General features: G+C 65.5%; 24 protein-coding genes. 19 read left to right on the forward strand and 5 right to left on the reverse strand.

The window, feature by feature from the left end:
• Positions 1-19: 19 nt before the first annotated feature.
• From rplE to ABD050_RS17960, 19 genes are all read left to right on the forward strand, one after another.
• Entirely contained in the window at positions 20-586 is a 567-nt protein-coding gene (gene rplE, locus ABD050_RS17870; protein WP_343890897.1) for a 50S ribosomal protein L5, read from the forward strand.
• A gap of 1 nt (position 587) precedes the next feature.
• Complete coding sequence (rpsN, locus tag ABD050_RS17875; RefSeq protein ID WP_343890842.1) at positions 588-893, forward strand: 30S ribosomal protein S14; 306 nt, start codon at positions 588-590, stop codon at positions 891-893.
• Between the two features lie 10 nt (positions 894-903).
• Positions 904-1,299, forward strand: coding sequence for a 30S ribosomal protein S8 (gene rpsH, locus ABD050_RS17880; RefSeq protein ID WP_272626176.1), 396 nt, complete (start codon positions 904-906; stop codon positions 1,297-1,299).
• Positions 1,299-1,832, forward strand: a complete 534-nt coding sequence (gene rplF, locus ABD050_RS17885; protein WP_343890843.1) for a 50S ribosomal protein L6 — start codon at positions 1,299-1,301, stop codon at positions 1,830-1,832. The genes rpsH and rplF overlap by 1 nt, the downstream gene beginning before the upstream one ends.
• A complete protein-coding gene (gene rplR, locus ABD050_RS17890) occupies positions 1,832-2,191 on the forward strand; it encodes a 50S ribosomal protein L18 (protein ID WP_343890844.1) in 360 nt (119 codons plus the stop codon). Before rplF ends, rplR begins: the two co-directional genes overlap by 1 nt.
• A 2-nt stretch (positions 2,192-2,193) precedes the next feature.
• Complete coding sequence (gene rpsE, locus ABD050_RS17895; protein WP_343890845.1) at positions 2,194-2,916, forward strand: 30S ribosomal protein S5; 723 nt, start codon at positions 2,194-2,196, stop codon at positions 2,914-2,916.
• A 5-nt stretch (positions 2,917-2,921) separates the two neighbouring features.
• Positions 2,922-3,122, forward strand: coding sequence for a 50S ribosomal protein L30 (rpmD, locus tag ABD050_RS17900; protein ID WP_272626183.1), 201 nt, complete (start codon positions 2,922-2,924; stop codon positions 3,120-3,122).
• Between the two features lie 125 nt (positions 3,123-3,247).
• Positions 3,248-3,790 (forward strand): 50S ribosomal protein L15, encoded by a 543-nt coding sequence (gene rplO / locus ABD050_RS17905; RefSeq protein WP_343890846.1) that lies wholly within the window; start codon positions 3,248-3,250, stop codon positions 3,788-3,790.
• 165 nt (positions 3,791-3,955) lie between these two features.
• Positions 3,956-5,302 carry a preprotein translocase subunit SecY gene (gene secY / locus ABD050_RS17910; protein ID WP_343890847.1) on the forward strand — a complete coding sequence of 449 codons (1,347 nt, stop codon included), beginning with the start codon at positions 3,956-3,958 and terminating at the stop codon, positions 5,300-5,302.
• Positions 5,303-5,335: 33 nt separating this feature from the next.
• Positions 5,336-5,995 carry an adenylate kinase gene (locus ABD050_RS17915; protein ID WP_343890848.1) on the forward strand — a complete coding sequence of 220 codons (660 nt, stop codon included), beginning with the start codon at positions 5,336-5,338 and terminating at the stop codon, positions 5,993-5,995.
• A 62-nt stretch (positions 5,996-6,057) separates the two neighbouring features.
• A complete protein-coding gene (locus tag ABD050_RS17920; protein ID WP_343890849.1) occupies positions 6,058-6,618 on the forward strand; it encodes an SRPBCC family protein in 561 nt (186 codons plus the stop codon).
• Between the two features lie 277 nt (positions 6,619-6,895).
• Complete coding sequence (locus ABD050_RS17925) at positions 6,896-7,588, forward strand: response regulator transcription factor (protein WP_343890850.1); 693 nt, start codon at positions 6,896-6,898, stop codon at positions 7,586-7,588.
• Positions 7,588-8,934, forward strand: a complete 1,347-nt coding sequence (locus tag ABD050_RS17930; RefSeq protein ID WP_343890851.1) for a sensor histidine kinase — start codon at positions 7,588-7,590, stop codon at positions 8,932-8,934. Before ABD050_RS17925 ends, ABD050_RS17930 begins: the two co-directional genes overlap by 1 nt.
• A gap of 55 nt (positions 8,935-8,989) precedes the next feature.
• Positions 8,990-9,700 (forward strand): hypothetical protein, encoded by a 711-nt coding sequence (locus ABD050_RS17935; RefSeq protein ID WP_343890852.1) that lies wholly within the window; start codon positions 8,990-8,992, stop codon positions 9,698-9,700.
• 339 nt (positions 9,701-10,039) lie between these two features.
• The gene (gene rpsM, locus ABD050_RS17940; RefSeq protein WP_343890898.1) at positions 10,040-10,408 is read left to right on the forward strand and encodes a 30S ribosomal protein S13; all 369 of its coding nucleotides are present in this window, start codon (positions 10,040-10,042) and stop codon (positions 10,406-10,408) included.
• Between the two features lie 56 nt (positions 10,409-10,464).
• The gene (gene rpsK, locus ABD050_RS17945) at positions 10,465-10,854 is read left to right on the forward strand and encodes a 30S ribosomal protein S11 (RefSeq protein WP_034161671.1); all 390 of its coding nucleotides are present in this window, start codon (positions 10,465-10,467) and stop codon (positions 10,852-10,854) included.
• A gap of 95 nt (positions 10,855-10,949) precedes the next feature.
• Positions 10,950-12,014, forward strand: coding sequence for a DNA-directed RNA polymerase subunit alpha (locus ABD050_RS17950; protein WP_343890853.1), 1,065 nt, complete (start codon positions 10,950-10,952; stop codon positions 12,012-12,014).
• A gap of 193 nt (positions 12,015-12,207) precedes the next feature.
• Positions 12,208-12,630 carry a 50S ribosomal protein L17 gene (gene rplQ, locus ABD050_RS17955; RefSeq protein WP_343890854.1) on the forward strand — a complete coding sequence of 141 codons (423 nt, stop codon included), beginning with the start codon at positions 12,208-12,210 and terminating at the stop codon, positions 12,628-12,630.
• A 150-nt stretch (positions 12,631-12,780) separates the two neighbouring features.
• Complete coding sequence (locus ABD050_RS17960) at positions 12,781-14,841, forward strand: prolyl oligopeptidase family serine peptidase (protein WP_343890855.1); 2,061 nt, start codon at positions 12,781-12,783, stop codon at positions 14,839-14,841.
• A gap of 166 nt (positions 14,842-15,007) precedes the next feature.
• Here the strand turns inward: ABD050_RS17960 and ABD050_RS17965 are convergent, their stop codons facing one another.
• The 5 genes from ABD050_RS17965 to ABD050_RS17985 all read right to left on the reverse strand — a co-directional run bounded on the left by ABD050_RS17965 (position 15,008) and on the right by ABD050_RS17985 (position 23,779).
• Complete coding sequence (locus ABD050_RS17965) at positions 15,008-16,105, reverse strand: class I SAM-dependent methyltransferase (RefSeq protein WP_343890856.1); 1,098 nt, start codon at positions 16,103-16,105, stop codon at positions 15,008-15,010.
• A gap of 269 nt (positions 16,106-16,374) precedes the next feature.
• Positions 16,375-18,039, reverse strand: a complete 1,665-nt coding sequence (locus ABD050_RS17970) for a carboxylesterase/lipase family protein (RefSeq protein ID WP_343890857.1) — start codon at positions 18,037-18,039, stop codon at positions 16,375-16,377.
• Complete coding sequence (locus ABD050_RS17975) at positions 18,036-19,361, reverse strand: spinster family MFS transporter (RefSeq protein ID WP_343890858.1); 1,326 nt, start codon at positions 19,359-19,361, stop codon at positions 18,036-18,038. The genes ABD050_RS17970 and ABD050_RS17975 overlap by 4 nt, the downstream gene beginning before the upstream one ends.
• Entirely contained in the window at positions 19,333-20,940 is a 1,608-nt protein-coding gene (locus ABD050_RS17980) for an AMP-binding protein (protein ID WP_343890859.1), read from the reverse strand. Before ABD050_RS17980 ends, ABD050_RS17975 begins: the two co-directional genes overlap by 29 nt.
• A gap of 112 nt (positions 20,941-21,052) precedes the next feature.
• Positions 21,053-23,779 carry a TonB-dependent receptor plug domain-containing protein gene (locus ABD050_RS17985; RefSeq protein ID WP_343890860.1) on the reverse strand — a complete coding sequence of 909 codons (2,727 nt, stop codon included), beginning with the start codon at positions 23,777-23,779 and terminating at the stop codon, positions 21,053-21,055.
• Between the last annotated feature and the right edge of the window lie 79 nt (positions 23,780-23,858).

Below are 23,858 nucleotides of genomic sequence, written 5' to 3' on the forward strand. Positions count from 1 at the left end.
GGCCGCCAGCAAGCCGCGGATGAAGGCGATCTACGAGGATCGCATCGTCAAGGCGATGACCGAGAAGTTCGGGTACAAGAATGTCATGGAGGTTCCGCGCCTCGACAAGATCGTGCTCAACATGGGCGTCGGCGAAGCGACCCAGGACAAGAAGAAGGTCGAGCAGGCCGCTGGCGAGATGGAGCTGATCGCAGGTCAGAAGCCGGTCGTCACCAAGGCCAAGAAGTCGATCGCTCAGTTCAAGCTGCGCGAGGGAATGCCGATCGGCGTGAAGGTCACCCTTCGCCGCGAGCGCATGTACGAGTTCCTCGATCGCTTCATCACGATCGCGCTTCCCCGTGTTCGCGATTTCCGTGGTCTGAACCCGAAGAGCTTCGACGGACGCGGCAACTATGCCTGCGGCCTGAAGGAGCAGCTGATCTTCCCGGAAATCAGCTATGACCGGGTCGACAAGATCCGCGGCATGGACGTGATCGTCGCAACGACCGCGAAGACCGACGACGAGGCGCGCGAGCTGCTTCGCCTGTTCGGTTTCCCGTTCCCGATCGAAGCCGAAGAGACCGGCGCCGAAAAGAAGGCAGCGTAAGATGGCTAAAGTGAGTTCGGTGAACAAGAACGAGCGTCGCAAGGCGCTGGTCAAGAAATATGCTCCGCACTACGCGAAGCTCAAGGCGATGGCCGCCGACACGTCGCTCGACGATGGCGAGCGTCTGATCGCGCGCCTGAAGATGGCGCAGATTCCCCGCAACGGGAACCCGACGCGCGTCCGCAACCGGTGCGAAGTGACGGGTCGTCCGCGCGCTTATTATCGCAAGTTCCGCCTCTGCCGTATTCAGCTGCGCGATCTGGCCAACAAGGGCCTGATCCCCGGCGTTACGAAGTCGAGCTGGTAAGGATCACGAGATGGCATTGACCGATCCCCTGGGTGATATGCTCACCCGCATCCGCAACGGCCAGCGCGCGCGCAAGGACTCAGTCCTGTCGCCCGCGTCCAAGCTGCGGGCCCGCGTGCTCGACGTGCTTCAGCGCGAGGGCTATATCCGTGGTTACAGCGAAGAAGAGATGGGGCCTGCCAAGGGCATCCGCATCGAGCTGAAATATTTCGAGGGCCAGCCTGCGATCAAGCATGTCGCGCGCGTCTCGAAGCCTGGCCGCCGCGTCTATTCGGGAGCCACCGAGCTTCCCCGGGTGATGAACGGACTGGGTATCACGATCGTCTCGACGCCTCGCGGCGTTCTGTCCGACGCGGAAGCGCGCGAGCAGAATGTCGGCGGCGAAGTGCTGGCGGAGGTATTCTGATGAGCCGCATCGGTAAAAAGCCGGTCGCGATCCCGAGCGGTGTCACCGCTTCGATCGACGGCGGCGAACTGAGCGTGAAGGGCCCCAAGGGCGTTCTCACTCTCAAGCTGCGCGAAGAGATCAGCTACACGCTCGAGGATGGCGGCATTTCGGTGCAGCCCGCCAACGGCACCAAGCAGGCGCGCGCCTTTTGGGGCATGCAGCGGACCATGGTGCAGAACCTGATCACCGGCGTGTCGGACGGCTTCACCAAGAAGCTGCTGATCAACGGCGTCGGCTATCGTGCCGATGCCAAGGGCCGCGTGCTCAACCTGAAGCTGGGCTACAGCCACGACGTCAATATCGACGTGCCGGAAGGTCTCGACGTGAAGACCCCCGACAACACGACGGTCGAGATTTCGGGTTCGGACAAGCAGAAGGTCGGTCAGTTGGCCGCGGAGATCCGTCGCTGGCGCAAGCCCGAGCCGTACAAGGGCAAGGGCATCAAGTACGACGGCGAGTTCATCTTCCGCAAGGAAGGGAAAAAGAAGTAATGAGCACCAAGGGTCTCTCTCTCTTCGCGAAGCGTCGCCTTCGCGTCCGCACCACGCTGCGCAGCCGCGCCGCCGGCCGTCCGCGGCTGTCGATCCATCGTTCGGGCAAGCATATCTATGCCCAGGTGATCGACGACGCGCAGGGCAGGACGGTCGCTTCCGCCTCCACGCTGGAAAAGGACGTGCGCGGCACGTCCGGCGCGAACATCGATGCGGCTGTCGCGGTCGGCAAGCGAGTCGCCGAGGCAGCGAAGCAGGCGGGCGTCACCCAGGTCGTCTTCGATCGCGGTGGTTTCCTCTATCACGGTCGGGTCAAGGCGCTGGCTGATGCCGCGCGTGAAGCCGGTTTGGAGTTTTAAGAATGGCTGACGATATCATCCCGACGGAAGCCTCGGCACCCGAAGGCGCGCCGCAGGACGCACCGCAGGGCCGTGGCCCGCGTGGCGGCCGTGGCCGTGGCGGCCCCGGTGGCGGCGGTCAGAATCGTGGCGGTCGTGACAATCGTGGCGGTCGCGACAATCGCGGCCGTGGCGGCCCCGGCAGCGACGATGGCGGCGAAGAGCTGATCGAGAAGCTGGTTCACATCAACCGCGTCTCGAAGACGGTGAAGGGCGGCAAGCGCTTCGGCTTTGCGGCACTCGTCGTCGTCGGCGACGGCAAGGGCCGGGTCGGCTTCGGCCATGGCAAGGCGCGCGAAGTGCCTGAGGCCATTTCCAAGGCGACGGCAGCTGCCAAGAAGGCAATGGTCCGCGTTCCGCTCCGCGAGGGTCGCACGCTCCATCATGACGGCAAGGGCCATTTCGGCGCCGGCCTCGTGACCGTGCGCTCGGCGCCGCAGGGTACCGGCATCATCGCCGGCGGCCCGATGCGCGCCGTGTTCGAGAGCCTCGGCGTCGCCGATGTGGTGACCAAGTCGGTCGGCACGTCGAACCCCTACAACATGATCCGTGCGACCTTCGAGGCGCTGACCGCACAGGTCAGCCCGAAGTCGGTCGCGCAGCGTCGCGGCAAGAAGATCGCCGACCTGCTCGGCCGTGGTGGCTCGCAGGCCGCCGAGGCTGACGCCGCAGCGATTGCGGAGTAAGACAGATGGCGAAGAAGAAGGAAGCCGCGGGCGGCACGATCAAGGTCACCCAGACCGGTTCGCCGATCCGCCGCGAGAAGGATCAGCGCGCGACGCTGATCGGTCTCGGCCTCAACAAGATGCACAAGACGCGCGAACTGCAGGACAGCCCCGAGGTTCGGGGCATGATCCGCAAGGTCGCGCACATGGTGTCGGTCGAGGGTTGATGAATCTCCTCTCCCTTCGGGGAGAGGAAGCCGGCGCGGCCGGCAACCGGCGAACCTGACGGTTCGTCGTCCCTCTTCCCGAAGGGAGAGGTTTGGCGCGACAAAAGCGAAAGCGAGTGCACGATATGAAACTGAACGAAATCCGCGACAATCAAGGCGCGCGTAAATCCAAGATGCGCGTTGGGCGCGGCATCGGCTCGGGCAAGGGCAAGACCGGCGGCCGCGGCATCAAGGGCCAGAAGAGCCGTGAGGGCGTGTCTATCGCCGGCTTCGAAGGCGGCCAGATGCCGCTCCACATGCGGTTGCCGAAGCGCGGCTTCAACAACATCTTCGCCAAGGACCATGCCGAGGTGAATCTCGGCGCGATCCAGAAGGCAGTCGATGCCGGCAAGATCAAGGCCGGCGCGACGCTCGATCACGCGGCGCTGAAGGAAGCTGGCCTTGCCCGTGGTGGCAAGGACGGCGTCCGCCTGCTTGGCAAGGGCGAGCTCACCACTGCGCTCACCTTCACCGTCGCCGGCGCGTCCAAGGGTGCGATCGAGGCGGTCGAGAAGGCCGGTGGCAAGGTCGACGTGATCGTCGTCGTGCCCGCAGCCGAAAAGGCCAAGGCCAAGAAGGGCGTCGCGCGCCTCGAGCGGATCGCGCACAAGGCCAGCTTCAAGGCCTGAATGGCCGGACTTCCCAGCCTCACGGCGATCAAACCGACGGTTTGATCGGCCTGTGGCGGGGAACATGCTAGTCAAGCCCGATCGGGCCCCTATATGAGCGGCGGGGCGGTCAAACGTTTCCCGCCGCTTTTGTTTCCCCCCAGGTTTTTTTGGGACGATCTCAATATGGCATCCGCAGCCGACTCGATGGCCTCAGGCATCAGCCTGTCGAAATTCTCGCAGGCTACCGATCTCAAGAAGCGCCTGTGGTTCACCATCGGCGCGCTGATCGTTTTCCGGATGCTGAGCTATGTGCCGCTGCCAGGCATCGACCCGACTGCGCTGCTCGCGCTCGCCAGTCGGACGAACGGCGGCGTGCTCGACTTCTTCAACACCTTTTCCGGCGGCGCATTGAAGCGGGCCAGTCTCATCACGCTCGGCGTGATGCCCTACATCACTGCCTCGATCGTGGTGCAGCTCGCGACCTCGCTGTCGCCGACGCTCGCCGCAATCAAGAAAGAGGGCGAGAGCGGCCGCAAGCGACTCAACCAATATACCCGTTACGGCACCGTAGGGCTGACCGCGATTCAGGGCTATGTCGCTGCGGTCAGCTTCGAGGCTGGTGGCGCGGTGATCGATCCGGGCATGCTGTTCCGTATCGGCGCCGTTATCAGCATCGTCGGCGGCACCATGTTCCTGATGTGGCTGGGCGAGCAGATCACCAGCCGCGGCATCGGCAACGGCATGTCGCTGATCATCATGGCCGGCATCGTCGCCAACCTGCCGACCACGCTTTACAACCTCGTCGAGGGTAGCCGGTCGGGGTCGCTCGACATGGGTCGCTTCCTCGGCATCATCGTCGCCGTGGTCGCGATCGTGCTGTTCATCTGCTTCATGGAGCGCGCGCAGCGACGGATCCTGATCCAATATCCGAAGCGACAAACCCAGCGCGGCATGCAGGCCGATCGCAGCCATCTGCCGCTCAAGCTCAACACCGCGGGCGTCATTCCGCCGATCTTCGCTTCATCGCTGCTGGTGATGCCGCTGACCATCATCCAGATGGCGGGTTCGAAGCTGACGGCGGACAGCCGCTGGGGCGATGTGGTCATCTCGCTCAATCAGTATCTGACGCGCGGCAGCCCGATCTATCTGACGCTCTACGGCCTCGGCATCATCTTCTTCTCCTTCTTCTACACTGCGGTTGTCTTCAATCCGGAGGAGACGGCGGAGAATCTGAAGCGCTATGGCGGGTTCATCCCAGGCATCCGCCCGGGCAAGAATACCGAGGCCTATTTCGATTATGTGCTGACGCGAATCACGGTGATCGGCGCCGGCTATCTGGCGATCATCTGCCTGCTGCCCGAATATCTCGCGTCGGCGCTGGCGATTCCGTTCACGCTTGGCGGCACCAGCTTGCTGATCGTCGTCAATGTGACCATGGATACCGTGACTCAGATCCAAAGCCACTTGCTCGCGCATCAATATGGCGATCTGATCAAGAAGGCGAAATTGAAGGGCGGCCGTCTCCGGTAAGAGGGGCGACGCAGGATCGAGAGGAAAGTGGGTTTGAACATCATCCTCCTGGGTCCGCCGGGGGCGGGCAAGGGCACCCAGGCGAGTCGGCTGATGGCCGGCCGCGGGATGGTGCAGCTCTCCACCGGGGACATGTTGCGGGCGGCCAAGAATGCCGGCACGCCCGTTGGCCTCAAGGCCAAGCCGATCATGGAATCAGGCGGACTCGTCCCCGACGAGATCGTCTCGGCGATTATCGGCGAGCGGCTCGACATGCCCGACACGCTGAACGGCGTGATCTTCGATGGCTATCCGCGCACGGCGCGTCAGGCCGAGCAGCTCGATACACTGCTCGCTGCGCGCGGCCGGACGCTCGATCATGTCATCGAGCTCGAGGTTGACGAAGAGGCGCTGATCGACCGGATCACTGGCCGTTACACATGCGCCAAATGCGGCGAGGGCTATCACGATCGCTACAAGCTGCCCAAGGTCGCGGGCGTCTGCGATGTATGCGGATCGACTCACTTCAATCGCCGCGACGACGATAACGAAGCGACGGTGCGTCACCGCATGGCCGAATATCGCGCCAAGACAGCGCCGATCCTGCCGATCTACGAGGCCCGCGGCCTGGTCGCGCGGGTCGACGGCATGGCTGATATCGATGTGGTGACGCGCGCGATCGAGGCGATCCTCGACGGCGAGTCGCGAGCGTAGCCGCGCGCTTGCCGTCCGGGGCGCAGCGCATATGATGGCCCGGGCATAACGGGAGCATCGCGATGAGATCGATCATTCTGCCGGCTGGCTTGTTCGCGCTCGCCATGGCCGCGCCGGCTGATGCCGATGTCGTCTCGTCCTCTCCGACCACGATCGACATTCATGATTCGATGACGATCGACGCACCGATCAAGCAGGTGTGGGAGACGCTCCGCGCGCCGCAGCGCTGGTGGAGCAAGGAGCACACTTATTCGGACAATGCCGCCAATCTGTACCTCGATAGCCAAGCGACCGGCTGTTTCTGCGAGCGGCTTCCCGATCACAAGGGTAGCGTCGAGCATGCCCGCATCATCTATATCGAGGCGCCGCGCATGATCCGCCTGACCGGAGCGCTCGGGCCGCTCCAAGCCGAGGCAGTGGTCGGAACGATGACCTTCAAGCTGGATCCGGAAGGATCGAATGCCACCAAGGTCACGCTCGATTATGTCGTGAGCGGCTATGTCCGCATCGGCGCGGACAAGATCGCGCCGAAGGTCGATGAAGTGCTGGGCATTCAACTTGCGGGCCTGAAGAAAGCCGCTGAGGTGCCGCCGCTGGCTGACGTGGTCGAGAAGGACAAATAGGCGAAGCGCCCGTCTCTTCTGCCTCGCCGGTGAAGCCATTGGTGTGATTCTCATCGCCTTGCACCAATGCCGCCCCACCATGACAAACTCTTCACCTCCGCGTCATCGGCGCGGCGTGTCCCGCCCGCTATCTGCCGATCAGTAGCTCGGCACGCGGGCTCGAATGCTTCTCGAGATCGGCGTCCGCACTCCCGGGGGCGCCGCGGCCGGCGGAAGGTTCGCTTTCCGTCGGCCGATTTTGCTTCTAGGCTGGAGGGACCCGCCCGGAATGCCACCCATGACCCGCAAGATCCTGATCGTCGAAGACGACGCCGCCACCGCCGGATATCTGGCCAAAGGCCTTGGCGAGGCCGGATATGCGGTCGAGACCTGCGGCGACGGCCGTGACGGGCTGTTCCTCGCGAGCGAAGGCATTTTCGATCTCATCATCGCTGACCGCATGCTGCCTGGGCTCAACGGACTTGCGATGATCGGTGCGATCCGTGCCGCCGGCATCCGCACGCCCGCATTGATCCTGTCCGCGCTGGCGACGGTCGACGACCGGATCGATGGCCTGCGCGCCGGCGCTGACGATTATCTGGTCAAGCCCTTTTCCTTCGCTGAGCTGTCGGCCCGAATCGAGGCGCTGCTGCGTCGTACCGATCGGGCCCCGGCCGATGCCCAGCCGACGCGCCTCAGTGTCGGTGATCTCGAGATCGACCTGCTCGCCCGCACCGTAACCCGCGACGGCCGGGCCATCGCGCTCGGCGCGCGCGAATTCAACCTGCTCGAATATCTCGCCCGCCATGCCGGCCAGGTGGTGACCCGGACGATGATGCTCGAGAAGATCTGGAACTATCATTTCGATCCCGGCTCGAACGTGGTCGACGTTCATATCGGCCGGCTGCGGCGCAAGATCGAGGAGGGTTTCGGCTCACCGATCCTGCATACCGTGCGCGGTGCTGGATACCGGCTCAGCGCGGAGGCCTGATGCGGCTCTCGGTCACGGCGCGGATCGCCCTGCTCGCGATCGCGCTGGCGCTGGTTTCCAATCTCGTCCTCGTCGCCTTTGTCTGGCGGCAGATCCATGACGACGCGATCGATGCGCTCCGCCGCGACACGATCGAGCAATCCGATGCGCTGGTAGCGGTCTGGCGCACCGGCGGCCTCCCTGCGCTCGATCGCGCGATCGAGGAGGCGCGAGCACCGGGCGACCTGTCGCTGATCATTGCGGTCATCAATGCCGATGGCCGGCGCATCGCCGGCGTCGGGCCGAAAGTCGCGGCGATCGGTCAGCCCGACACGATTGCCTTCAAGATCAGCCGGCTGGGCAGGTCACGACCATGGTCCGAGCGCGAGGCGGGTTACTCGGTGCGGCGGATCGGTGCCTACCGCCTCGTCAGCGGCCGCCTGCTCGACGATTGGGAGCAGGAGCAGCGCGGGATCGAGCGCGCCCTGCTGCTCGCGACCTTGCTGTCGCTCGGTCTCGGCATCGGCGGCGGATTGGTCGTCACGCGCTATGTCGGCCGCCGGCTCGATCGGGTCGCGGATGTGATCGAGGGTGTCGCGGGCGGCGACCTTTCGCTGCGCGTCGCCAGTGCGCCGGGCGGCGGCGATGCATTCGACCGGCTGGCGACCCGCCTCAACGCAATGCTCGACAAGGTCGAGCGGCTGATGCTCGAGCTCCGGCTCGTAACCGACAGCCTCGCTCATGATCTGCGTTCCCCGATCGCACGGCTCAGGGCCAAGACCGAGACGGCGATCCTGGTCGCTGATCCGGCACAGCGCGAGGCAGCGCTCGGCGGCCTGCTGATCGAGACTGATCTGGTGATGCGTATGCTGTCGATGCTGATGGAGATCAGCCGATCGGAATCCGTATCGCGTGATCGCTTCGCCAGCGTCGATCCGGCCGACCTGGTCGAGGAGATCGCCGAGTTGTACGCGCCCGTCGCCGAGGACGCCGGGATGCACTTCGCTGTGGTGGTGGAGGCGCCGCCGCAGCGGCTCATCCTCCACCGTGAGCTGATGACCCAGGCGATCGTCAACCTGGTCGACAATGCGCTGCGCCACGCACCGTCGGGCGGCGAGGTCACGCTGCGCCTGGTGAGGCAGGGGGGTGAGGTGCGGATCCAGGTCGAGGATCGTGGCGCCGGCATTGCCGCTGCGGATCGCGAGCAGGCAATCCGCCGCTTCGGCAGGCTCGACAATGCGCGCAGCACGCCTGGTGCGGGCCTTGGCCTGTCGCTGATCGAGGCGGTCGCGCGACTCCATGGCGGGCGGCTCGAACTCGGCGACAACATGCCGGGCCTGGTCGCGGCGATCGTGCTGCCGGCGTGAGAACGGGCTGGATGCGCGATGGCGCGAAACAGGATCGGATTGGAGGGGGAGGGCGATGAGCTGGACGCTGAAGGCAATACACACCCATGCGTGGGATTTCTGGCTCGCCCGCGGATCGGTGGCATTGATTGCCGGTCTCCAGCTGCTGATGTTCAATGACCTGACGGTCGGGCCGCGCTGGCTTGCGCCGGGGGTCGAGATCGCTCTGCTCCTGCCCCTGTCGGCCGCAACGGCATGGACTCAGGCAAATGCGCGGGAAGCGAGCGCTGATCATCATTGGGATCGGATCGCCTGGGAAAGGCGAATGATCCGCCGCCTGGCATTGTTCCTGACCGCGCTGATCACGGTCATCAATTTCCTCGCCTTGCTCGCGCTGGTCCATGATCTGCTCGCGGGCAGCGCCACCAAGATCGGCCAGACCCTGCTGCTCGATGCGCTCAATATCTGGGCGACCAACGTCATCGTCTTCGCTCTATGGTTCTGGAGCATCGACCATGGCGGTCCGGCCACGCGCGGGCTGGTCGAAACCGAGAAATGCGATTTCCTCTATCCCCAGATGACGATCGGTGAGCCGCGCGAGCCCTGCACCTGGTCGCCGGGCTTTATCGACTATCTCTATCTCTCCTTCACCAACGCGACCGCCTTCTCGCCGACCGACACGCTGCCGCTGTCGGGCCGTGCCAAGCTGCTGATGATGAGCGAATCCGCCATCTCGCTGCTGACGATCGCGCTGGTGGCGGCGCGCGCGGTGAATATCCTGGCGTGAGCGCGACGCCACTGTCGTGCCTGGAGGCGTTCCCAGGGGGCCACCGCGCAGCAAACCAAAACGTCGCCGCGTTTGCGGAAGAAGGCCGGCATGACGAGAGGAGGGAAAGGCGCAACGTCCGCCAGTCCTTCGGGGGGCGACAGCGACCGCCGATAGCCCCAATCCCACCCCATCGCGCTTGACAGCCGCGACTCGCACTCCTATTTGGCACCTATTCCGAAACACCGGGTCCCGGCGGCGCTTGTTTGCGCTCGCCGTTATCTTGCGTTTCGGTGTGCAACGCGATGAGATGGGGTGGCTGCAGCCATGCACGCCCCGTGGAGCAGGAGACCAATTTTCATGGCTCGTATAGCGGGTGTCAACATCCCGACCAACAAGCGCGTCGTTATCGCGCTCACCTACATTCACGGCATTGGCAACACCAAGGCCAAGGAAATCACCGCCAAGCTCGGCATTCCCGACACGGCCCGCGTGCAGGACCTGACTGATCAGGAAGTGCTGCATATCCGTGAAGCGATTGACGCTGATTACACCGTGGAGGGTGATCTTCGTCGCCAGACCGCGATGAACATCAAGCGCCTGATGGATCTGGCCTGCTATCGCGGCCTGCGCCATCGCAAGGGGCTCCCCGTCCGCGGCCAGCGCACGCACACCAATGCGCGCACCCGCAAGGGCAAAGCCAAGCCGATCGCCGGCAAGAAGAAGTGAGCTCGAGCCGTCGAAGGGCGGCTCGCTCCCTCAGCTATCAGGGTTAGGATACGAACATGGCACGCGAACCACAGCGCATTAAGCGCCGCGAGCGGAAGAACATCACCTCTGGCGTCGCGCATGTGAACGCCAGTTTCAACAATACCATGATCACGATCACCGATGCCCAGGGCAACGCGATCTCGTGGTCGTCGGCCGGCATGATGGGCTTCAAGGGCTCACGCAAGTCGACCCCGTACGCGGCCCAGGTCGCGGCCGAGGATGCCGGCAAGAAGGCCGCCGAGCACGGCGTCCGCACGCTCGAAGTGGAAGTGAAGGGTCCCGGTTCGGGCCGCGAGTCGGCGCTTCGTGCGCTGCAGGCGGTCGGTTTTCAGATCACTTCGATCCGCGACGTGACCTCGATCCCGCACAACGGCGTCCGGCCTTCGAAGCGCCGCCGCGTCTGATTTTCGTCTCGATCGCGCGCGATTGATCACGCTGCGCGATCGATTCCTTCATGGTCGGAGCCCCCCCGCTCCGGCCCAAAACCAAGGGGAAGCCCGTGTCCGTCAATGCTAAGAACTGGCAGGAACTGAAGAAGCCCAATGGCCTCGAAAAGAAGCCGGGCGGCGATCCCAAGCGCAAGGCGACCTTCGTTGCCGAACCGCTCGAGCGTGGCTTTGGCCTGACGCTCGGCAACGCGCTGCGCCGCGTCTTGCTGTCATCGCTTCAGGGTGCCGCCGTCACCTCGATCAAGATCGAGAACGTTCTCCATGAATTCTCGTCGCTGGCGGGTGTTCGCGAGGACGTCACTGATATCGTCCTCAACGTGAAGCAGATCGCGCTGCGCATGCAGGGCGAGGGGCCGAAGCGCCTCCAGCTCTCCGCAACCGGCCCCGGCGAAGTCAAGGCCGGCGACATCGCGGTTTCGGGCGACATCGAAGTGATGAATCCGAACCTCGTGATCTGCCACCTTGACGAAGGCGCCACGCTCAACATGGAGCTGACCGCTGACGTCGGTAAGGGCTATGTCGCAGCGGTCGCCAACCGCCCGGCGGATGCCCCGATCGGCCTGATTCCGATCGACGCGCTCTATTCGCCGGTGCGTCAGGTATCGTACAAGGTCGAGAACACCCGCGTCGGGCAGGAGCTCGATTACGACAAGCTGACGCTCACCATCGAGACCGACGGCACGATCACCCCGGAAGACGCAGTCGGCTATGCCGGTCGCATCCTTCAGGACCAGCTCGCCTTGTTCGTCCACTTCGACGATTCGTCGGTCGCCCGTTCGGCTCCGATTGGCCACGCGGCTCCCGCGCAGAGCGGCGAGGTTTCGGGCGATACCCAGCAGATCAACCGTTACCTTCTCAAGAAGGTCGACGAGCTCGAACTGTCGGTCCGTTCTGCCAACTGCCTCAAGAACGACAACATCATCTATATCGGCGATCTGGTCCAGAAGACCGAAGCCGAGATGCTGCGCACCCCGAATTTCGGCCGCAAGTCGCTGAACGAAATCAAGGAAGTGCTGTCGTCGATGGGTCTTCGCCTGGGCATGGAAATTCCGGGCTGGCCGCCTGAGAATATCGAGGAAATGGCCAAGAAGCTCGAGCAGGAAATCATGGGCTGAGCCTCGCGTCCGGGATTAGCGATGCTGATCCCGGAATGATCGCGAGGCCCGGCCGGCGGGCTCAAAGGCTCCGCCCGACGACGCGGCTTTGCCGCGGCGCTGAGCTGAGGAGATGGGCAATGGGCGGTGGCCCTCAACACCGCCTGGTCTGGGGTTCCGTCAAACGGCCCCTTAACGAACGAAGGAAAATACCATGCGCCATCGCGTAGGCGGCCGTAAGCTTCAGCGGACCTCGGCCCACCGCATTGCCCTGTTCCGCAACATGTCGGCAGCGCTCATCAAGCACGAGCAGATCACCACCACGACCGCCAAGGCGAAGGAGCTTCGCCCCTATGTCGAGAAGCTGATCACGCTGGCCAAGAAGGGCGGTCTTTCGAACCGGCGCCTCGCCCATTCGCGGCTGCTCGACGACGCTCAGCTGGTCAAGCTGTTCGACGTGCTGGCCCCGCGCTACGCCGATCGCAACGGCGGCTATACCCGCATCATCAAGGCCGGCATCCGCGCCTCGGACGCCTCGCCGATGGCGATCATCGAATTCGTCGACCGCGACGTTTCGGCCAAGGGCCAGGATTCCGGTCCGGTGATGAACGACGAGGATTTCGATCAGGCAGCCTGATCGTCGTTCCAGGCGGAGAAATGCGGAAAGGCCCTGCGAAAGCGGGGCCTTTTCTTTGGTTGCCGCACCGAAATATCGCGCGCCACGCGCGATGCGCCGACGCGGAAACTTCCCAATTCACGCAGCCCCATCTCCTGCTATGCGGCCAGGATGAACTATCCAGACACGAAGCGCGACGACTCGATTGACGAGCAATTCGGCGAGCGCGTCGCCGATCCGTATCGTTGGCTCGAGAATGACGTCCGTGCCGATCCCGAGGTCGCCCAATGGGTCGCGGCCGAGAACGCCGTCACCGACGCCTATCTCGCGACTCTCACCGGCCGCGACATCTTCGCTGCGCGCCTGACTAAGCTGCTCGATTACGAGCGCTTCGGCGTGCCGGTGAAGAAGGGTGGGCGCTATTTCTATCTGCGCAACAGCGGCCTCCAGAACCAGGCGCTATTGTTCGTCCGCGAGTCGCTCGACGCGCCGGGCCGGGTCCTGATCGATCCCAACAGCTGGTCGGCTGACGGCGCGACCGCGCTCGGCGAATGGGTGCCGTCCGAGGATGGCAACCGGATCCTCTATACGGTGCAAGACGGCGGGACCGATTGGCGGACGGTGAAGACCATGGATGTGGCGACCGGCACCGTTGCCGACGATCATGTCGCATGGGTCAAATTCTCCAACCTGGCCTGGGCGAAGGATAGCTCCGGCTTCTATTATTCGCGCTTCGCCCAGCCGGCGGAAGGCGCCGAGTTCCAGGCGCTCAACGAAAATCAGCAGGTCTTTTTCCACAGGCTCGGCACGACGCAATCGGCCGATACCCTTGTCTACGCCACCCCCGACAGGCCGAGGCTCGGCCACTCGGCGCAGGTGACGGAGGACGGCCAATGGCTGGTCATCACCACCCATGAAGGAACCGACAACCGCTACGAGATCACCATCCTCGATCTGACCCAGGCCGGCGCAGAGCCCCGCACGATCGTCAAGGGGCTCGAGAATGAATGGTCGCTCGCCGGCAGTGTCGGTCCGCTCTTCTACTGGACGACCAACAAGGATGCACCGCGCTCGAGGATCGTCTCGATGGACGTGCGCGAGGCAGAACCGGCGATCAGCGAGCTGGTCCCGCAGGGAGAGGCAGTGCTCGAAGGCGCCGCGATCCTCGGCGGCAAGCTGATCGCCTCGTGGCTGGTCGATGTGAAGTCGGAGCTCAGGCGCTATGATCTCGACGGCACGCCAGACGGGCTGGTCGCGCTGCCCGGCATCGGCAGCGTGGCCGGGGTTAGCGGCACGGCGGCGGACCCGGAGCTGTTCTACGCCTTCACCAGCTTCGCCACCCCGACCACGGTCTACCGTTACGACGTGGCGACCGGTGCCGCGACCGCCTGGGCCGCGCCCGACGTCGCCTTCGATCCTGGCCTCTACGAGGTCTCACAGCGCTTCTACGCCTCGAAGGACGGCACCCGCGTCCCGATGTTCATCGTGCGCCGCAAGGATCTGCCGCCCGGCCCGGCGCCGACCCTGCTCTATGCCTATGGCGGGTTCAACATCTCGGTGACGCCGGCTTATTCGGGAGCCCGGATCGCCTGGCTCGAGCAGGGCGGGGTGCTCGCCATCGCGAACATCCGCGGCGGCGGCGAATATGGCAAGGCATGGCATGACGGCGGCCGGCTCGCCAACAAGCAGAACGGCTTCGACGATTTCATCGCCGCCGCCGAGGACCTGATCGCCGAGGGCGTCACGACGAAGGACAGGCTCGCCATCCAGGGCGGCTCGAACGGCGGCCTGCTGGTCGGCGCCGTCGTCAACCAGCGGCCCGATCTCTTCGCCGCCGCACTGCCCCAGGTTGGGGTGATGGACATGCTCCGCTTCGATCGCTTCACCGCCGGCCGCTACTGGGTGGACGATTATGGTCATCCCTCGAAGGAAGCCGACTTCCGGGTGCTTTACGCCTATTCGCCCTACCACAATATCAGGGGCGGACGGGATTACCCGGCGATCATGATCGGCACCGCCGATACCGACGACCGCGTCGTGCCCGGCCACAGCTTCAAATATGCCGCCGCGCTCCAGGCAGCAAATATCGGCCCTAAGCCCCATCTGATCCGCATCGAGACTCGCGCCGGGCACGGCTCGGGCAAACCGACTGACAAGATCATTGCCGAGGCGGCGGATAATTGGGCGTTCGCTGCGGCGTGGACAGGCATGACGGTGAAGCCGGCGGGATAATCCGCGCGGACCAGGCACCTCCCTTTATACTTCCCCGGCGAAGGCCGGGGCCCAGTTGGGGACCCTCAATCAGCGCACGAGTCGGCCATTTCCTTCTATTTACCGGTTGGGCCCCGGCTTTCGTCGGGGGAGGAAGAAAAAGTGATCCGAACGCGCCGACCCGCAATTACATCCCCTCGAACTGCCCCTCATCCACCCAGATCCGCACGCTATGATCGTCATGCGTGCCGTTCACGGTGATCCGGGTCCCCGCTGGCGGCGTCACGGCGCGGTCGAACTGCACCGCAAGCGCCGCCCAGCTCGACATCCCCCCCGGCGTCGGCCGGTTCTCATGGACGGTCTCGGCATCGAGCTTGAGCCTGATCCACTGGATCACCCCATTCACCGGCCCGCCATCGGCAATCAGCTCCACGCTGTTCTGCCGGCTGCGCCATGGCCCCCCGGTGGTGAAATCGAAGCTGAACATGTCAGCCGCCGCGCCGCGCAGCGTGATGCCCTTGTTGCCTGTGCCGATCTTGCGCACCGGGTTCTGCAGTCGGTTGAACGGCCGCATGTCGAAGCCGGAAACCTCGCCCATGCCGCGCTTGCCCCAGTCCGCCAGGTCGACCAGCGACACCACGACCTGCCCCGCTTCGGGGATCATCCGCCCGCCCGGCGCGAGCAGCCGCTCGACTGCGTCGGCCATCACCGGCAGCACGCCCTCGGACAGGAGATTGCCGGCGATGATCTCGGAGACGAGCAGGTCGACCCGCCCGCCCAGATCGGCCTCGGGGTCGAGCTCGGTCGATTTCTTGGCCACTACCGTGATCCGGTCGGCATAGCCGTTCAGCGCGACGATATCGGTCGCCGCGCCGGCGATCGCCGGGTTCATTTCGCAGCTCACTACGGATTTCGCGCCAGCGCGTGCCGCCATCATCGCCAGCAGGCCGGTGCCCGATCCGATGTCGAGCACCCTGGTCTCGGGTCCGACCGCGCGCTCGATCGCCGCCTGATAGTCGTCGTTGCGGGTCTCGTCGCGGACCATGTAGAAATGCCAGGCGGGCACCGAGGCGCCGATCAGCGCGCGAGTCTGCAGCTGGATGTCGGCATCGTCGGGCGCCAGCGCCTGGGCCTCGCGGGCAAGCGGATAGATCCGCGACGACAGGCCGATGCGCTGTGCCATGTTCGCCAGCGCGGCCAGCTTGCGCGCGTCGCCCGCCGCCGCCGCGACCATCGGCTCGAAGGCGGCGCGCGCCATCTGCTGGAATTTGTCGCCGCCCGCCATTCATGCCCCTTCCGACCGTCAGCCATGTCCTGTGGCACAGGGCCGAGACCGCGTTCAAGGCCGCCGTGGATCATTCCCCTGAAAGTCGCGCGCGCCCATCGATACGCACTCGAATCGAAAGGGGCCGGCGTGAGAGTCTTGGGCAGGGCGGGCGCGGCATTGGCGCTGGTGGCGAACGACCGCACCGGCGTCTCGGCCTGCGAGCCGGCTGGCTCCTGAGGGAGCCCGCTCTCGCCGTCAGACCGCGCCCCAGGCCCGACGGCATGCCTTCATGGACGAGCCGAGCATGAAGGGGTCGGCTTTGGCAGGATCGGCGCTGTGCTGCCCGTCCGCCACGTCCAGGATTGTGTGCCGTCCTGGCGGCGGCGGCACATGATCTCCTCATGCAGCGCGTACATGCCGGGCATGAAGTGCTGCGACAGATGCGGCGAGGCGCCGAGGGTCATCGCGGTGTCGCCGGGCGTGAAGACCTGCCAGGCCGGGCCGGTGGCGGCGGTCGGCTTCCCGCTGCGCGCGAAGCTGGTCCAATAGTCGAGCATTGAGTCGGCGAAGCGTCGCTCGCCGGCGGTCTGCGGGATTGCGGGCCAGTTGGGGGGCGTAGCCCCGAACGCGCCGAAGACGAAGGGCACTTCGCTGGCGTGGAACGCAGTCATGTTCGCCGCCGCCGCGGCGGGATAATCATGGTCGAAATAATAGAGATACGAAGGCTGCCCGACGGCTGCCTGCTTGCGCACCAGGCGTTCGGCGGCCCAGCCGAAAACGGCGTCCCGCGTGCTGGCCAACCGGGTCTGCTCCGGATCCCGCGCCGGATAGAGGCGCAGGTACGCATCGGTGAGGTCGCCATAGCGCGCCCTGACGTCGCGCTCATAGCTTGCCGCGTCGGCGGGCAGGGGCGGCAGCAGGAAGCGCAGGCTGCGGATCTCGCCGCTGTTGAACCCGGCGATCAACGGCACCGGCGCCTGCTCGCCGCGGTCGAACGTATCGACGATCTGGCGAGTCAGGATCTTGCCGTCGATCGTGCCGTATGGTGCGTATCCTGCGGCGGCGGCCGCATCGACCAGCTTGCGCGCATCCATCGCGCGTAGCGCCGCGATACCGGGCACGCCGAGCTTGGCACTCAGCGCGGCGCCGATCCCCTCGGCCGACTGTTCCTCGAAGCGGGCGCTGCGCAGTTCAGGCGTGGTGAAGGCATAGGCGCTTTCGGCGATCGCCTTGTCGAACAGGCCGCGCGCGGCGGGAGAGGCAAGCAGATATTCAACGCTCAGCGCGCCGGCGGATTCGCCGAAGATCGTGACATTCTTCGCGTCGCCGCCAAAGGAGGCGATATTTTCGCGCACCCAGCGAAGCGCAGCGATCTGGTCGAGCAGCCCGTAATTGCCGGATATGCCGTCCTTCGATTCCCGGCTGAGTTCGGGATGCGCCAGATAGCCGAGCACGCCGAGCCGATAATTGATCGAGACGAGCACGACGCCGCGCTTCGCGAAACCCTTTCCATCATACATCTTCGAATGCCCGGTTCCCCAGATCAGGGTCCCGCCATGGATCCACACCATGACCGGCGCATTGTGCGCATTGGCCGGCACGGTGACGTCGAGCGTGAGGCAGTCTTCGCTCATCGGCTGCGGGCCGCGATCATAGGGTCCGGCCGCCATGGCCGGCTGCATGCACGGCAAGCCGACCGTTTTCGCCGGACGCACCCCGGTCCAGTGCGGCATCGCCGCTGGCGGCTGCCAGCGCCGGGCGCCGAGCGGCGGCAACGCATAGGGGATCGCACGGAACACATCGGCAGCGCCTTCGCGGATGCCGGCCAAAGCGCCCGCCGGAGCCTTGACGACCGGCGCCGTGTCGCTGGCCGCCGCGCCGGCCGCCGAGCTCGCGAGAAGCAGGGCGCAGGCGCTGGGCGCGGCGGCGATGAAGCGGGGCAGGGCTCTCATTTCGAACTTCCTTGTGCGGAGGATGAGGATCGGGCGATCATTCGGGCAAGGCCGAGGAACAGCACGCCCGCGATCAGGTACATCGGGGCAAGCGCGTAAAAGGCAGTCTGCAGCGCGTGCACGCCGTGCGCCGGGCGGAAGAAGTCGCTTGCCATGCCGACATAGGTCGGCCCCAGGCCAAGCCCGATGAAGTTCATGACGAGCAACAGCAGCGCGCCAGAGATCACGCGTTCGTCGGGCCGCACTTCGCCCTGGATGAAGGTGACCGTGGCGGGCAGGAAAAAGGAATTGAGGAACGTCGGGATGGTGAGGAAGATCAGCGCCAGCTTCCAGCCCGGCGCCCAGGCGAACGCCAGGAAGAAGGGCAGGGCGAGAAAGAGCGACAGCGCCGGAATGAAGGCATGCGCTGCCTTGGTCCGCGCGCCGAACCGGTCGATCAGCCGGCCGGATACATAGATGCCGCCGCTCATCCCGATCCCGACGACCAGCGCGTACCAGATCGCGACCTCGTTCAGCTGCATGCCCTTTTCGCGCATCAGGAACAGGGTCGCGAAATTGCTGATGCCATAGGTGATGAAATTCGCAGCGCCGCTCGCAAGCGAGGCGAGCAGCAGGATCGGGTCAGCAAAGAACCGCACGATCGTGGCGATAAAGCCGTTCGGCGCGAGCTGCTCCTCGCCGGCCGGCACTGCATCATGTCCGCCCCGCGCTGGCTCGTCGATCAGGAAATAGACAGCGATCGCGGTGACCACGCCGATCGCGCCGATCACATAGAAGGGAATGCGCCAGTTGAAGGCCGCGGCGAGCGACGCGCCCAGGGCAACGCCGAGCGCCGAGCCGAGCGGCGGCCCGAGATTGAAGATCGCCATCGCCGTACCGCGCTTCTCGCGCGGGAAATAATCGGAGATGATCGCATAGGAGGGCGGCACGCCGCCGGCTTCGCCGACGCCGACCAGCATGCGCGCGACCACCAGCTGCCCGTATGTGCCGACCATGCCGCACGCAGCAGTCGCCGCGCTCCACAGCGCGCAGGCGGCCGACAGCACCCTGACCCGATTGGTGCGGTCGGCGAGCCAGCCGACCGGAATGGCGATGAAGCAGTAGAACAGCGCGAAATAGAGGCCGGTGATCCGCCCGAGCTGGCTGTCCGAAATATGGAGCGCGTCCTGGATCGGCTTGGCCAGGATCGAAATCAGCTGGCGGTCGAGGAAGTTCAGCACGTAGACGAAGCACAGCATGCCGAGAATGAGCCCGCCCCGCGCTGGACGTTTGGATATTGGCTGGTTCGCCATGTCAGGCCCGCGCGGATACATAATCGGCATATTCCCCGGCCTCATAGCCTGCCCGCAGCCGCACCTTGTCGATCTTGCCGGTCGCGGCCAGCGGCATGCGGGGCAGCTTCACGATTTCGTCGGGCAGCCACCAGTCGGCGACGCGCCCCCGCAACATGTCGACGAGCGTGCGGCCGTCCGACTCCTCGCCCGCGCGCAGCTCGACCACCAGCACCGGGCGCTCGCCCCATTTGGGATGCGCCTTGCCGATCACCGCGACTTGGCCGACCCGCGGATCGCGGCCGACAATCTCCTCGATCTCGGCCGGGTTGATCCATTCCCCGCCCGACTTGATCAGGTCCTTCGAGCGGCCGCAGATGGTGAGCGAGCCGCTGTCGTCGATGCTGGCAAGGTCGCCCGTGTCGAAATAGCCCTCCTCGTCGAGCGCGCTCGCCGGCGCGTTGAGATAGCGGTCGATGATCGCCGCCCCTCTGACCTTGAGATGGCCAACCGTCCCGCGCTGCTCCGCCAGAGTCGCGCCGGAAGCATCGGTGAGCTTCAGGTCGACGCCGATCGGCGGGCGGCCCGAAGCACGGTTCTCGGCTGCCGGCAACCGCGAGGATTCGACCGTGCCGATCGGCGACATCTCGGTCATCCCCCAGCTCGTCTGCACCCGCACGCCAAGCCGCGATTCAAGCCGCTGCAACAGCGCGTCGGGGCATTTCGACCCGCCGATGATCACGCGTTCGAGGCTCGGCAGATCCCCGCCGGTGGCGTCGAGATGATCGAGCAGGCCGATCCACACCGTCTGCACCCCGCAGGCGATGGTCACCGCCTCGGCCCTGATCAGCGACGCGAGGCTCGCCCCGTCGAGATCGCGCCCCGGCAGCACGAGCCGCGCGCCGACCGCCGGCCCGGAAAAGGGCAGCCCCCACGCATTGGCGTGGAACATCGGGATCGCGACGAGGATCGTGTCCTTCGCCGACAGGCAATAGGCGTCGGGCTGGATCGACATCAACGTGTGCAGGTAATTGGACCGGTGGGTGAAGACGACACCCTTGGGCGCGCCGGTCGTGCCCGAGGTGAAGCACAGCCCCGCCGGCGTCTCTTCGGCAAAGCCGCCCCATAGGGCCTCGGTCCCGTGCGCCGCCACCAGCGCCTCGAGCCCGTCGACCGGCACCGGCGCGGTGCCCGCCAGCGCCGGGTCGGCCGGTTCGTCGAGCACGACGATCCGCTCGATCGTCGGGCACAGGGGCAGCAGCTCGGCCAGCATCGGGGTGAGGTTCGCCGAGATCGCCAGCAGCCGGTTCCCCGCCTCGTTGATCATCGCCGACAGATGCGCCGCGGTCAGCCGCGGGTTCAGCGTGTGGCAGACCAGGCCCGCATTCATCGTGGCATAGTACATCTCCAGATGATGTCGGGTGTTCCAGGCCAGCGTGCCCACCCGGTCCCCGGCCTCGAGGCCGAGCGCGAGCAGCGCGCCCGACAGCAGATTGCTGCGCCGTCGCACCTCGGCATAGCTGGTCAGCTCGGCCGGGCCGCCCCGGACCGCGGTCGCGATCGTGCGGGCGCCATGCCATTTGGCGGCATGGTCGATGAACTTGTCCAGGGTGAGCGGATAGTGTTGCATGAGGGGGAAGAATTCGCCACTGACAGGAGGGATATGAGGGGAAGCGAGCGGCCGCCGGCGTTCGGCGGGCTCAGCGACAGAGCCGCGCCATCCCGCCGGATCACGGGTTTTCCTAGAAGCTCTTCCTCAGGTTCAGGGCGACATAGCGGCCGATCGGATTATAGGTGCCGCCGATGCCGCTGCCCGCCGGGAAGAAGGGCGGAGTCTGGTCGAGCAGGTCGTTGATCTGCACGCCAAGCTCGGTGCCCTTGGCCAGCCCGACATTCGGCAGCTTCACCGAGAAGCGCAGATCGACGGTGGTATAGGCGCCCGAGCTGTAGCTGGCCGTGCCGGTCGGCGTCGCATACAGGCCGGTGACTCCGCCGCGATAATTGACGAAGGCAAGCGCCCCCACCACGCCGGCCTGCACGCCGAGCGTCCCGCGCAAAGTCACGGTCGGCACGCCGAGCTGCAGACTGTCCGAAATCGGCGCGGTCGGCGAAAGCTGCGTGCTGAACTTGAAGATATAATTGCCAGCCACGCCCGCATAGATCGCGCCGAACTTCATCGGCTGCCGATAGCCGATATCGAAATCCACGCCGTTGGTGTCGCGGACCCCGAAATTGCCCTGCCTGAAGTCGAGCAGATTGCCGATCGCGGGCAGGGAACCGGCCGCGAAATTCACCGGTACCGCGATCGCCAGCAGCGCGGAGAGCTGCGCCGCGGTCGGGTTGCGGTAGATCACCGAGGCGAAGGTCGGGTCGGTAAAGGCGATGCTGCCACCCGGCGTGCCGATCACATTGGTATAGTGGATGTCGTAATAGGTCAGGCTTGCGTGGAAATTGGGCAGGGTGATCGGGTGCAGGTCGACACCGACCGACCAGGTCCGCGCCTTTTCCGGCTGAAGGCCGCGATTGCCGCCATACAAGATCACCGTGTCGACCTGGGCTGCGCCGCGCGACGGGTCGCGGTAGATGCTGCCGGCGACGGCCGCCGCGTTGAAATAATAGGCGCCGACGGTCGCACCGACATCGCGCTGCCCCGGCGCCCGGAACGACGTGCCGTATGTGCCGCGCAGCGTAAGGCCGCGGACCGGCACCCAGGTGACGCCCACCTTGGGATTGGTCGTCGATCCGAAATCGCTGTAATGGTCGAAGCGGCCCGACAGCGACAGGACGAGGCTGCGCAGCAGCGGCGTTTCATTGTCCGCGCCGAAGATCGGCACGAACAGCTCGCCATAGACCGATTTGATGTCGCGGCTCAGATTCTCCGGCACCTGGGCGCCGCCATAGATTCCCCGCTGCTCGAAGGTCTCGCGCCGATATTCGGCGCCCACCGCGATCTTCAGCTGCCCGCCGGGCAGGTTGGCAAGCGGCCCGTCGAGCTTGGCGGCGCCCAGATAGGTCCGCTGGTTGATGGTCAGGTCGCCCGCATAATTGGTGATCGCGGCCGCCACCGCCGGCGACGTGCCGTTGCCGAACGGGTCGAGTGCCGTTGCCGCCGTCGTGCCCGATGCAGCCGCATCGAGCGCCGCCGGATTGATCGCCGGCAGATAGGTCTTGTTCGTCGCCCAGTCATAGGTGCCGTACACGCTCAGCTTGAGCTGATGCCCCAGCTTCGCATCGATCCCCGCCGACGAATTCCCGGCCTTAACCCGCACGATATTGTCGATATGGTCCGAGCCGTAGAGATTATCGGTGCGGAACTGGACGAACTCGATCGTCGCACCGGTGCCCGGCGGCGCGCGGAAGAACGGGTTCGCGAAGCCGGGAAGATTGTAGAGGATCACCCCGCCCGACGCGCCGGCCCCGGCCGGCGGCGGCGCACTGATCACGTCCTTGCGGTCCGAATAGAGGATCTCGCCCCAGAGGGTGAAACGGTCGCCCAGGTCCTGATGCGCCGTCAGATAGGCGCTGTGCAGCCGCGATTGCGGGACGAGGTCGGCCACCGCGCCTGAGTCGCAGGAATTCGCCGTGCCCGGCGCGAAATTGGGGGCCGCATAGGATACGGCATAGCCGGTCGTGTTCACCAGCACGTTGGGCGTCGGGCACACGGTCGTGCGGGAGTCGACTCCGCCATAGGGCCTGAAGTCGACGATCCGATAATCGCGGTCGCGCCCCAGGATATGGCCGTTTTCGGCATATTGATAGGAGAGGACGAAAGACCCGCTACCCCAGTCATGGCCGACAAGGCCGCTCGCGCTGAACGTATGATAATCGTCAGCCATCCCGTAGCGGACCGAGGTATCGACGCCCGAAAAATGCTGGCGGGTGATGAAGTTCACCACGCCCGCGACTGCGTCCGAGCCGTAGATCGCCGAGGCGCCGTCGGCGACGACCTCGACCCGCTCGATCGCGAGCTCGGGCAGGAACGGATAGTCGGGGCTCGTCTCGTTCGTGCCGCCGGCGACCACCCGGTGCCCGTTCATCAGCGGCAGGGTCGCGCTCGACGGCAGGCTGCGCAGCCCCGGGGCAAATGCGCCGACACCGCCGACTTCCGCCCTGGGCGCCGTATTGAAGCTGTTGAGCTGCGGCACGGTCGCCAGCAAATCGGCCGTCGTGTTGGCGCCGATCGTCCTGATATCGGCCCGCGAAACGCTGATCAAATTCGCCCCCGTCGGCGGCACGCCGCGGATGCTCGATCCGGTCACGACGATATCGGGGTCAGTGCTCTGCGCGTCGGTCGTCGCTGGAGCGCCCTCGGCCTGCGCCGCCGGCTTGTCCGTTGGCAAGGTCTGGTCGCTAGCCTGGGCCTGGGCCTGGGCCTGCGCCAGCGCCGGCGCCGCTGCGAGCAGCGAGGCGGCGACCATTGATGTGCCGGACAGTGCTAAGCACTTGCTGAATTTGCGAGCCTTGATCATCCCACTCTCCCTGATTTTCGTGCTCCTCGAGCGCCGGAGGTTCTCCGGTGCCGGGGCGTGCGGGATGAATGTCCGAGAG

The sequence above is a fragment of the Sphingomonas oligophenolica genome, assembly GCF_039522915.1.
GTDB classification, from domain to species: Bacteria; Pseudomonadota; Alphaproteobacteria; order Sphingomonadales; family Sphingomonadaceae; genus Sphingomonas; species Sphingomonas oligophenolica.